An 11,843-nucleotide genomic window follows, 5' to 3' on the forward strand; every position below is an offset into this window, starting at 1 on the left:
ACGCGGTGAAAGAAGCCGTTGACGTGTTGTGTCAGTACCTGATCTCAATGGACAGCGCCGATCAGGTGGGGTTGGTGTCCTACAGCGACAGCGCGCGGCTCGAGCAGGGGCTGACGTTCGATCTTCAGACCATCAGCGACACCGCTTACTCTCAGCAGGCAGGCAGTTACGGAAGCATGACGAACATCTCGGCTGGGATGACTCTGGCGGTCCAGGAGTTGACCGGACCTCGCTCGCGATCGACGGCCAAGAAAGTGATGATCGTGATGACCGACGGCGTGGCCAACCGGCCCAACGGTGAGACGGAAGCCCGGCAGGCCTGTTACGACGCCGCTGACGCCGCGGGCGAGCAGCACGTGCAGATCTACAGCGTCTCGATCGGATCGGTCTCCGACCAGGATTTGATGGCCAACCTCGCCGAAAACGGCAAGGGCGTCCACTACCACGTGCCGACCCTAGCCATCTCACAGTACGAGGAGGATCTCCAGGACGTCTTCCGGACCCTCGGCGGACGGCGCCCCGTTCGGCTGATCGAATAGCAGTCCGGCTCACAGGTGCACGTGCTGGCGGAGATGAGAGAGGCTGCCTCTCGGCAGCGGGAGACGTTCCTCGATCATCTCCGCCGCCGCATTTGCGGACCGGTGTTTAGGCGTTTGCATTAACCCGCCACCTATTGTAATGTTAAGATAGAGAATTCCCTTCTTACCTAACTTATCAGGGGTGAATGACAACAAGATCACCGTGCACCTGCACTTTCATCTAAAGGAGAGTAAGAATGGGAATGCAAGGGCGAGTCAGAGAGGTGCCATCGGTCCGCGCGAAGCGGGCGGTGGCGGCGGTGTGGGTGGCGGCGACCATGACGGTCATGGTCGGGTTTGCCGCCCTGGCGGTCGACGTCGGGTACATCTATTCGACGCAGGCGGAGCTTCAGCGGACGGCGGACGCCGCGGCGATGGCGGCGGCGAGTCGCCTGGCGGGCAGCGAACTGGAAACCACGGCGTTCGATATCGCCCGTCACTACAGTCAGCTCAATGAGGCGGGCGGAGTGGCCATCGACCTGTCGGAGGACGACGTAACGCTGGGACGGGCGGTAATGGACAGCGGAGGCAAGTACGCCTTCGAGCCGGGCGCCGAACCTCCCGACGCGGTTCGGATCCGGGTGCGGCGGAGTTCCGATTCGCCCAACGGAGCGCTGCAACTGTTTCTGGGCCCATTCCTTGGGGTTTCGGAGGCCGACCTGGGCGCCTCGGCGACGGCGATGCTGGTGCCGCGGGACATCGTGATCGTGATGGACCTGTCGAACTCGATGAGCTACGACAGCCAGCTCAAGCACGAGAGCGAGACGGAGATCAACATTCGGCAGGTCTGGGAGGACCTGGGTTCGCCGACCTTCGGCAAGATGACGGCGTTCCACAGCAGCGCTTCACAGATGCCCTATTACTCCTCCTCGCTGTACACCAGCAAGATCAAGAGCTACCTGGGTCTGACCAACGTGCCGTATCCCTATCCGCAGGGAAGCTGGGACGAGTACATCAACTACGTCAAGACCAGCCTGGACGACAGTTGGCGGGACGCCGACGAACGGGCCTACGAGGACCGCTACGGGTTGCGGACGTTCGTTCACTACCTGCTGGACAAGCGGCACTGCGAGTGGGAAACGCCGGAGCTTTCGAACACCCGGGTCCAGCCGGTGCACGCCCTCAAGCAGGCGATCGGCGTGCTGTGCCAGTACCTGGTTTCGATTGACAGTTCGGATCAGGTCGGCTTGGTTTCCTACTGCGACACGTCGAGGATCGAACACGAACTGACCTACGACCTCGAGGCGATCGCCGTCGAGGCGTACAGCCAGCAGGCGGGCAGCTACGGCAGCCAGACCAATATCGCGTCGGGCGTCGATCTGGCGGTGGCCGAACTGCTTGGTCCGCGGGCGCGGCCGACGGCCAAGAAGGTGATGATCCTGATGACCGACGGCATGGCGAACCGGCCCGACAACGAGGAGATCGCCCGCGAGGTGTGCATCGAATCGGCGACGGGGACTGGGGCCAACCGGATCCAGATTTTCACCATTTCGCTGGGTTCGGTGGCCGACCAGGAGCTGATGGCGGAACTGGCCGAGTTGGGCAAGGGGGAGCACTACCACGTGCCCACTCTGGCCATCTCGCAGTACGAGGAAGACCTCCGGCAGGTGTTCCGGACGCTCGGCGGACGACGGCCCGTGCGGCTGATCGAATAGTTCAGGGGCGGCGTGTCCCTGAGAAACTCTTGGTTTCCCACGTCGAAGGCCCGGGCCGACGCCCGGGCCGCTTTTTTTGCGCCCTTCCACCCCCATGAGGGGGCCGGAAGGCGGCGGCAAAGTGTTTGACTGGGATCAAGTACCGACGTATCATTATCAATCTTGCGTATCACCCAAGCTGACCTACAGGCAGGGCAGGGGTGTCAAAAGCGTGTTTCGGAAAGTGGTAGAGACAGAGTATGGAATGGAAACGGTTGATCGCGGCCATGGCGCTGTCGTTCCTGGCGCTGATGGTCTGGACCCAGATATCCACGCGTCTTTGGCCCGCACCGCCGCGTCCGACGGCAACGACGGGACCGGCGGCGACCCAAGTGGCGGCCACGCAGGGCACCAAGCCGGCAAGGACGGATTGGACCGAGCCCGCCATGTCGGCCGACAGCGGCGTGCTGGCGGTCGAGACGGCTGAGGTCCACGACGAGCAGATCGTGATCGGCAACGCCGAGCGCGGCAACGGGTATCGCTCGCGGCTGACGCTGACGACGGAAGGGGCGGCGGTCCGCAGGGCGGAACTGGCGCAGTACTCCGCGGAGGTGGGCAAGCTGGACAAACCGTACCAGTTGCTGACCGAAGTCGACTACGGGACCGACGTCCGCGACTCGCTGGCCACCGAAGGCTTGACCGTCTTTGGCCCGGACGGGGCCAAGTGGCAGGTAGGCCTCGATCGGCGGGACTGGCGGTACGAGGTCTCGACGGGCGATGACGAGCAGCGGGTGCGTTTCTGGGTGGATATTCGCCGCGAGGGCGAAGACCTGCTGCGGGTGACCAAGACCTACGTCGTGCCCAAGCAGAGCTTCGACGTGGCGGTGAACCTGGCGGTCGAGAACCTCTCCGATCAGCCGCTGGAGGTGGTGCTTCGCCAGCGGGGCCCGATGGGAATCCCTCAGGAAGACCCGCGAAGCGACAGCTACCGCAAATCGTTTGCCGGACTGGTCCAACCGGGAGGCCAGGAGGTAACGGTTCAGCCGGTGGACCGCAAGCACGTGCAGAAGGCTGAAGGGATGGCCTATCGCCTGGGCGCGGTGGACGAGCAGGTGGTCTGGGCGGGGCAGACCAACAAGTATTTTGCCGCCCTTCTGGCCGCCGATCAGGCCACGCGGGCCAGGATCGCGAGCATCGAGGCCACGGCCTATTCTCCGGATAAGGAGCTCGGCGAGGACCTGAGCTCGGTGTGGACGAGCCGGCCCCTTTCGATCCAGCCGTCGGAGCGGGCGGAACTGGACTTCGATCTGTTTCTGGGGCCCAAGTCGGATGAGATCTTCGCCCAGGAGCCCTACCGCAGCCTGAACTACATCGGCACCGTGGAGTACTCCTGGTGCACGATGCAGTGGCTGGCTGAGATCATGATCGCCCTGCTCAAGGGCCTGCACACCGTGACGCGCAACTACGGGTTGGCGATCATCCTGATGGTGGTGATCGTGCGGCTGCTGCTGCACCCGGTGACCAAGGGCGCGCAGAAGAACATGATGCGGATGCAGCGTGACATGAAGAAGCTGCAGCCGAAGATGCAGGCGATCAAGGAGAAGTACAAGGACAACCGCGAAGCCCAGAACAAGGCAACGATGGAGCTGTACCGGGAGGAGGGCATCAATCCGGCCACGCAGATGCTCGGATGCCTGCCGATGCTGCTGCAGATGCCCATCTGGATCGCCCTGTGGACGGCGCTGAACAACACGTTCGAGCTGCGCCACGAGCCGTTCTTCTGGTTCATCAACGACCTGGCCGGCCCGGACCAGATCATCGGTTTTTCGGGTGAGTTCATGCTGCCCCTGATCGGGAGCCTGACCGGCCCGATCCACGGGCTCAACATCCTGCCGCTGCTGCTGGGCGTCTCGATGCTGCTTCAGCAGAAGTTCCAGCCGCAGGCGGCGGAGGCGATGGCCGACCCGGCCCAGGCCAAGCAGCAGAAATTCATTTTCTACTTCATGGCCGTCTTCTTCGCGTTGATCCTCTACAACGCTCCGAGCGGATTGAACCTCTACATTCTGACCAGCAACGTCATCGGGTTCTTCGAGAACCGCCGCATCCGCCAGCACCTGGAGGAAGAGGAGAAGGCCTATCCCGGCGGCAAGCGGCCCAGGAAGGAATCGTTCTGGAGCCGGTGGCAAAAGAAGCTCGAGGTTAAGGCCAAACAGTGGGAGGCCGAGGAGAAGGTCAAACAGGCCGCCAAGCAGGAGGCCAAGAAGGCCAAGCGGAAAAAGTAACCGGCGGGAAAGAACCTCCAAGTCGAAAAGAAGGCAAGAGGACTCGGGATCGAGCCTCTTGCCTTTTCTTTTGCAGTCGTCAGGAACCTGTAGGGGAAGAATGCGACAAGGAGACGGCTCTGGTGCGCTATTTCAGGAACCGGATGGTCAGCGGGTAGCGGTAGGCCTGGCCGATGTTGGCCTGGACCGCGGCGATGATGATCAGAATGATGTCCAAAACGACCAGGATCGCCAGGAGCACGAAGCCGATCAGCACCAGGGTCAGCGCCGCAGAAATCAGGGCGTAGATCGTCATGGAAATCTGGAAGTTGACCGCCTCCTTGCCCTGGTCGTCGATGAAGGGAGACCGGTCCTTCTTGATGATCCACAGGATCAGCGGACCGGCGATGTGGCCGAAGGGCACGCCGACGTAGGCGATCAGGGCTGAGAGGTGCGTGATCATCGCCCAGCGGCGGGAGTCCTGATCCGGACCGGTCGGCGGCGGCGGGGTTACGGGAGCGTTCTGCTCGTCCATGGTCGTCCCTTCTTTCTGGACCTAAGTGCAGCGGCGAATCGGCCGCCCACCACGGGCCACCCATCTCGCCGCCGATATTCACAAGACGCAGTGAATGGTAACGGCGCGTTCCTCCAGACGCACGAGACTTCTGGCGGCATCAGGCGTACCGCCCGTAGCGACGGTAGGCGTCGAGCAGGGCGACGAGGTTTTCCATCGGGACGTCGGCTTGAAGGTTGTGCGAGGTGCAGAGGATGTATCCGCCGCCGCCGGCGAGGGCCTCGATGCGGTCCTTGACCTCGACGGCCACGTCGTGCGGGCGGCCAAAGGGCAGGGCCCGCTGGATGGATATCCCGCCGTGAAACGCCAGGCGGTCGCCGAACTGCGATTTGAGGGTGCGCGGGTCCATGTCGGCGGCCTCCGGCTGAAGCGACTGGAGGACGTCGAGGCCGCGTTCGATCATCAGCGGGACGATCGGCCGGACCGAACCGCAGGTGTGATGGATTACGCGGAGACCGAAGCTCTGGGCCAGGCCGACGTACTCGGCGAATCCGTCGCCGAGGAAATCGGCCCACATCCGCGGCGAAACGAGCGGGCCGTTCTGCGAGCCGAAATCGTCGCCGGTGAGCACCAGGTCGAGCGAGCCTTCGGCGGCTTGGCAGATGCGTTGGGCGTAGTGGCGATAGAACCGGCGGATTCGGCCAAAGATCGCGCGGGCCAGGTCCGGCTGCTCGACCATGTCGATCAGGATGCGCTCGACCCCGCGAAGGTACATCGCGGGCTTGAGCTGCGCGATGCGGTTGAGCCGGTCGCCCATAAAGACCGCCACGCGTCCGCGTTCGCGGATGGCGTGGCATTGGGCTTTGACCACGCCGTAGTCGAACCAGTCCGGATCGGGCCAGCGGCCGTAGGCTTCAATCTCCTCGACCGTCCGCGCCTCCGCCAGCGGCGAGTGCGACACCTCCTGGTACGACTCGCTCGCATCGGGCGGGCCAACCGCCACCGTCGCTCGCCGGACCCCCCAGAGATCCTCATCGCTGCCGTCGGGGAACCTCCGCAGCGGCGGGCCGATGTACGCCGGACCGTCGATGTAGCGAAGGTCCACGTCGTGCGTATCGAGGAAGTCCGGGAAGGACATGCCCGTCGCCAATGCGAGCTTGCGTTTGAAGCCCGACGAGGCCCAGAAGTCGATTGGCACGCGATCGGGCGGCTGGTGGTCCAGGGCGATGAAGGTGCGTTCTCTCGAATCCATCTTTGAAGGCGTTCGGTCCCATCAGCTCTTCGACGGCAGCTTGGGCAGGAGCCACGAGAGGAACGAGCTTTCGCTGCGTGACTGGATCATGATCCGGCCGGGTCCGGTTAACTCGCAGACGAGCCCTTCGCCGCTGAGGAACGTGGACTTGAGGCCCCCAAGCCGCCGGACGCTGTACTGGACGGTTTCGTCGAAGGCGACCATGTGGCCGGTATCGACGATGTAGCGTTGGCCGGGGCTCAGGTCGATCTGGTGAATGGCTCCAAAACTGGAGAGGAACACGCTGCCGGTTCCGGAGAGCTTGAGCAAAAAGAGGCCTTCGCGGGAAAAGAAGGTCTTGGCCCCGCCCCACTTGGTGTCGATCTGGATTTCCGGCGACGAGGCGATGTAGGCCCCGGACTGGGCGAACAGCGTCTGCCCGCGAAGCTCCGTGTCATAAATATCGCCCGGCAGCGACGGGGCGAAACATACCTCCCCGGGCTCCCGCGACTCAAAGGTGTTGATGAAGAAGCTCTCGCCGCTGAGGATCTTGCGCTTCAGGGCGCCCATCAAGCCGCCCTTCATGCTCGTCTGCATGTCGATGCCGCTGGACATCGAGACCATCGCCCCGGCCTCGGCGGCAAGTCTCTCGCCTCGCTCGAGGTTGACCCGAAGCAGGGAATACGACGGACGGTAAAGGACCTCATGCTGCATGGTTGAACTCCTCGCGCGGTTCTATTTGGAACGTGTCAGTTGTCCTATCGGTCCAGACGAAAGGACGGCTGGAATCTTTGGGAGATTCCCAGAAAGTGTCGCGGCTATGGTATTGATTAAGGGTGCCGATTAGTATATACTAGCAGCCAGAGCGGCAAGAGCCGCCGTGTCGAGGAGCGCTTTGGCTAAAAGCTACTCAGATATTAGAAGTATAGTTCGCGAGGCCATCACGAGCGGGCGCTACAAGCCCAACGAGTGGCTGCCCCCGGACCACGAGTTGGCCCGCGAGATGCAGACCTCGCGCCTGACCGTCCACCGGGCGTTGCAAGGGCTTGCACGGGAAGGGCTTGTGCATCGCAGCCCGCGCCGGGGGACTCGCGTGGCCGATCCGCGAAAGGACATCGTCGGGACAGTGGCGGTGCTGCTGCCGGCCGGATTTACCGGTCGGACGGCCGACTGGCTCGACAGCCTGGGTACGGATCTGCTGGAGGCGGGGATCACGGTGGCCCCCTACAACTGCCACGGGACGGTCTCGCGTGCGGTCCAGGTGGCCCGGCTGCTGGTGAGGAATCCGATCGTGGGGGTCGTGCTGATGCCGCCGACCTACGAGGACTCCCGCCGGATCGTGGAGATATTCCAGGACGCGAGGGTGCCGGTGGTGGTCGAGGGCAAGTTCGAGGTGCCCGGTCTGGAGGTCAGCTACGTCTCAGCCAATCATCGCCAAGGCGGGCGGCTCCTGGCTGAACACCTGCTGAAGCGGGGCCATCGGCGGATGGCCACCGTCAGTTGTTCCCACACCCAGGACGTGCAGGAGCGCGGGCGGGGATTTCGCGAAGGGTTGGCTGCGGCTGGGGTCGAGTTGGAGGAGAACTGCACCTTCGAGGTCCGCCGGTTCAATGAGATTCTCTACGTGGTCCGCGAGATGATGAACCGTCCGGAGCGTCCATCGGTCATTTTCGGGCTCAACGATCTGATCGCGGCCGAGGTGATGGCGGTCCTGCACCAGATAGGCTTGCGGATTCCACAGGACTGCGCGGTGGTGGGGATGGGCGACGAGCCGATGTCCAAGGCGACGATCAGCCCCATGACCACGGCCCGCGCGCCGCTGGTGGAGGAAGGGCACTTGCTGGCGAGTATTCTGCTCAATACGATTCAGGGACGGCTCAGCGAGCCGCAGCGGATTGAGCTGGACTATGAATTGGTGGTGCGACAGTCATGCGGACAAGCGTAATTTCGAATTTCGGATTCCGGATTTCGGATTTGTCGAAGACGACGCGTCGCGCTCCCGGCGGATCGCATCGAACGTTCACCCTGATCGAGCTGCTGGTCGTCGTCGCCATTATAGCGGTGCTGGTGGCGATGCTGCTGCCGGCACTGGGCGAGGCGCGGGAGCAGGCGTATCGCACGCAGTGCCGAAGCAACGCGCGTCAGATGGGAACGGCTTGGAATCTCTATTGCGACGATCATGCCGATTGCGGGCCGTACAACCATCGCGACAAGATGCATGAAGACTACGGCGGCAACCTGGCGGTGTGGGCCTACTGGGAGATGTATACCCAATTCGGGCTGCTGTTCCCTTACATCAGCCATCCCTTTGCCGTTCCAGCGAGGGAGAACCGCGTGCCCGCGGCGATGATCTGCCCGGCGGACCTGTACGGCCGGACCGAACCGGCCGACTTTGGACCATCCGACTGGCCCACCACCTCGTACTGGATGAGCTGGTATCCCTGCTCGTATCAGAGAGGGCAGGAGAATTCGTTCAATCTGCGTTCGAACCATCCGCCCAAGCGGGTGATGGCGGCGGACGCCTTCGCCTGGTGGCAGCCGTGCCCGTGGGACCAGGAGATATGGAGCGGCAACCACCAGCGGCGAGGCATGAACGTGGTGCGGGTGGACGCCAGCGCCGTCTGGATCCCTTACGACGCGACGGTGGGCGCGTATCCCTACGACTGGGAATACCTGGAACGATTCTAAAGCGGCAGGAGCCTACACGAATGGTGGAGCGAGCGGATTTCCTATCCAGCCGGCGGATCTCGGTGTCTCAAGAAGGAAAGACCTGGACGATTCGCAGCGAAAGGCGAACTGTGCAGTTCGACGAATCGACGTTCGGCGTTTGCATCCACAGCGGGCAGACCGTCTGGCGGATGATCGGCTCCCAGGCCGACGATCTGACGGTCGGGCGGAACGGATCGGCGGCGTCGATGGCGCTGACGGCGGCCCGATCGCGGCACGTCTCGCACTACGACACCGGCAGCATCGGCGGTTTGATGATCCACCTGCGGGACTTTGTCCATCCGCAGTTCGGTTCGATCGACCTGGAGCTTCGGCTGGTCATCGCGATGGAGCTGGGAACGGAAGAGATTCTGTTCCACTTGATTCCCACGGAGCAGGGCGCCGCGGTGCTCGATTGCCGCTGGCCGAAGATGGTCGATCCGGCGTGCGTGGACGTGACGGTCGTGCCGAACATGCAGGGCGTGCTGATCCCCAAGGACTTCCCGCAAGCGGTCGTGCAGTACGACGACCGGATGTACGGCCGCGGGTTCTACATGCCGTGGTGGGGATATCAGCAAGGACGGGCGGCGGCAATGACGATCCTCGAAACGCCGGTGGATGCCTCGGCCAAGCTGGAGCACCCGGCCGGCGGGCCGACGCAAGTGACGCTCAAGTGGCTGGACCAACTGGGCCGGCTGGCCTATCCGCGTAAAGTGCGGTTCTGTGCGTTTGACGAGGGCGACTACGTGACGCTGGCCAAACGGTACCGGCGGCACGTGATCGAGAGCGGGCAATTCATCTCGCTGCGTGAGAAGATCGCCCGCAACCCGCTGGTCGGCCGGTTGCTCGGTTCGCCGGTGGTCCACACGGGCATTCTGTACCACATGGAGCCGTCATCGTCGTATTACAACCATGAGGCCCCGTCGAAGAACCACGAACTGGTTACGTTCGACCAGCGAGTTGCGGAGCTGCGGAAACTAGCCTCGCGAGGGATCGGCAAGGCCTACGTTCACCTGGACGGCTGGGGATATCGCGGGTACGACAATTTCCATCCGGACCACATGCCGCCGTGCGAAGAGGCCGGCGGCTGGGAGGCGATGAAGCGATTCGCCGATGCGTGCGACGAATTGAACTTCCTGTTCGCCATCCACGATCAGTATCGCGACTACTTCCACGACGGACCGGCCCACGACGCGCGGCACGAGGTGTGGGAGGACGCCAACGGCAAGCGCCACTACGAGACAACCTGGCCGGGCGGCGCCGAGGGCCTTTTGTGTTCGAGTCTGTCGCCATTGGCCCAGGCGAGGAACCATCGGGCGCTGATCGACCTGGGAATCAGGATTCGCGGAGCCTATCTGGACGTTATCGCGGTGGTTCCGCCGGATCAGTGCTTCAATCCGGAACATCCGGTGACCCGGCGCGAGTGCCTGGCGAACTGGGCGAAGTGTCTTGGCCAGGTGCGGGCGATTCTGGGCGTGGTGAGTTCCGAGGAGCCGTGCGACTGGGCGATCCCGCATCTGGACCTGGTGCACCACGGTCCGTACCCGCTGGTTCCGAATCCCGGCCGGGGCCCGGCCAACGGCATTCCCGTGCCGCTGCTGAATTTGGTGTACCATGACGCGATCATGCTGCCGTGGAGCGTGAACATCGACGGCAAGGGCGGCTGGGGAATTCCCGACGGCGACAGCAGCGTCTTGCACGCCCTGATGAACGCGGGTATGCCGTACCTTTCGCTGGAACCATCGGAGCGGGAGCTGGCAACGGTCCGGACGCTCTGCCAGATTCAGGAAAAACTGGCCCTGCAGGAGATGGTCAGCCACCAGTTCCTGGATGACTCCCGCCGCCGTCAGCGCGTCGCCTATGCCGACGGCACGACGATCACGGTCGATTTTGACAAGGACGAGTACACGATTTCTTGACCACAGGAGGCCAGATGGCTCGGATGATTGCGATGGCGTTGGCGGTGCTGGCGATGACGGCGGGAGCGGTGTGGGCTCAGGAGCCGATCGACATCTCAGCGGCGGCCAACATGGGCTTTGCCGACGAGGTCGAAGGCGACCGTCAGGGCGGCTGGACCGACCAGGGCCGCGTCAACGACCTGCGTTCGATGCCCGTCGGCCGGCAGCGGTACGGCAAGATCGAGTTCGAGGTGATCGACCCCAACGCCAACGGCGGACGATCGTGCCTGATTTTCGCCGGCCCGGAACGCGAGTATTTCCTCAAGCAGGCCGATATCCCGGTGAACGGACAGAGCCTCAAGTTCCTCTACCTTTTGCACGGCTCGGCCTGGACGCCCAAGGACGCGTCGCCGATCGGAACGATCCGCGTCGCCTACGCCGATGGAATGGATCAGACCATTGAGATTATCGCCAAGCGCGACCTGGACGACTGGTGGATCCCCTTCCCTGTCGCCAACGGCGCGGTGGTCTGGACGTCGGACAATAACTCAGCCTACGTCGGGCTCTACGCCTCGAAGTTCGCCCTCGAGGGCAAACCCGTCGAAAAACTCACGCTGACCGGATCGGGAAAATCCGTCTGGGCGGTGGTGGCGATCACCGGATCGGAAGATGACCTGGCCCTGCCAGAAAGCTCCGGCCCGCACATGATCGTCCAGAACGACGACTGGCAGCCGATCGAGAACCTCAAGACGATCGAGCCGGACAGCGTGATGGACTTTTCGTTCCTGAACGAGGCGCCGGCCGGCCAGCACGGGCGCGTGGTGGTGCGTGACGGGCGTTTCGAATTCAAGAACCTTCCGGGCCGGCGGGTGCGGCTGTTCGGACCGAACCTGTGCTATGAGTTGTGCTATCCGTCGAAGCAGGACGCGGAACTGCTGGCCCAGACGCTGCACCGGATGGGCTACAACGCGGTGCGATTGCAGCATTTCGACGTGACGCTGACGCCCGACCCGGCCAAGGC

At 63.4% G+C, this 11,843-nt stretch carries 10 protein-coding genes; 7 read left to right on the top strand and 3 right to left on the bottom strand.

Features of this window, described 5'->3' with window-relative positions; all coding sequences use genetic code 11:
• From GXY33_18480 to yidC, 3 genes are all read left to right on the top strand, one after another.
• Nucleotides 1-539, top strand: a 539-nt coding sequence (locus GXY33_18480) for a VWA domain-containing protein (GenBank protein NLX07127.1), incomplete at its 5' end; no start/stop codon positions are given.
• Between the two features lie 236 nt (nucleotides 540-775).
• The gene (locus tag GXY33_18485) at nucleotides 776-2,233 is read left to right on the top strand and encodes a VWA domain-containing protein (GenBank protein ID NLX07128.1); all 1,458 of its coding nucleotides are present in this window, start codon (nucleotides 776-778) and stop codon (nucleotides 2,231-2,233) included.
• 239 nt (nucleotides 2,234-2,472) lie between these two features.
• Nucleotides 2,473-4,494: a membrane protein insertase YidC gene (gene yidC / locus GXY33_18490; GenBank protein NLX07129.1), complete on the top strand. Its 2,022-nt coding sequence runs from the start codon at nucleotides 2,473-2,475 to the stop codon at nucleotides 4,492-4,494.
• A 127-nt stretch (nucleotides 4,495-4,621) separates the two neighbouring features.
• On the opposite strand, the gene GXY33_18495 is transcribed toward yidC, so the two are convergent.
• The 3 genes from GXY33_18495 to GXY33_18505 all read right to left on the bottom strand — a co-directional run bounded on the left by GXY33_18495 (nucleotide 4,622) and on the right by GXY33_18505 (nucleotide 6,932).
• On the bottom strand, nucleotides 4,622-5,008 hold the full coding sequence (locus GXY33_18495) for a DUF4870 domain-containing protein (GenBank protein ID NLX07130.1): 387 nt from the start codon (nucleotides 5,006-5,008) through the stop codon (nucleotides 4,622-4,624).
• 139 nt (nucleotides 5,009-5,147) lie between these two features.
• Nucleotides 5,148-6,239: a hypothetical protein gene (locus GXY33_18500; protein ID NLX07131.1), complete on the bottom strand. Its 1,092-nt coding sequence runs from the start codon at nucleotides 6,237-6,239 to the stop codon at nucleotides 5,148-5,150.
• Between the two features lie 21 nt (nucleotides 6,240-6,260).
• Complete coding sequence (locus tag GXY33_18505; protein ID NLX07132.1) at nucleotides 6,261-6,932, bottom strand: TIGR00266 family protein; 672 nt, start codon at nucleotides 6,930-6,932, stop codon at nucleotides 6,261-6,263.
• Between the two features lie 181 nt (nucleotides 6,933-7,113).
• On the opposite strand from GXY33_18505, the gene GXY33_18510 reads away from it, so the two are divergent.
• From GXY33_18510 to GXY33_18525, 4 genes are all read left to right on the top strand, one after another.
• Nucleotides 7,114-8,163 carry a substrate-binding domain-containing protein gene (locus GXY33_18510; GenBank protein ID NLX07133.1) on the top strand — a complete coding sequence of 350 codons (1,050 nt, stop codon included), beginning with the start codon at nucleotides 7,114-7,116 and terminating at the stop codon, nucleotides 8,161-8,163.
• Nucleotides 8,148-8,906, top strand: a complete 759-nt coding sequence (locus GXY33_18515) for a prepilin-type N-terminal cleavage/methylation domain-containing protein (protein NLX07134.1) — start codon at nucleotides 8,148-8,150, stop codon at nucleotides 8,904-8,906. Before GXY33_18510 ends, GXY33_18515 begins: the two co-directional genes overlap by 16 nt.
• A 20-nt stretch (nucleotides 8,907-8,926) precedes the next feature.
• Nucleotides 8,927-10,843 (top strand): hypothetical protein, encoded by a 1,917-nt coding sequence (locus GXY33_18520; protein NLX07135.1) that lies wholly within the window; start codon nucleotides 8,927-8,929, stop codon nucleotides 10,841-10,843.
• Between the two features lie 14 nt (nucleotides 10,844-10,857).
• The coding region (locus tag GXY33_18525; GenBank protein ID NLX07136.1) for a hypothetical protein at nucleotides 10,858-11,843 on the top strand (986 nt) is incomplete at its 3' end.

The organism is Phycisphaerae bacterium (assembly GCA_012729815.1).
Taxonomy (GTDB): Bacteria; Planctomycetota; Phycisphaerae; order JAAYCJ01; family JAAYCJ01; genus JAAYCJ01.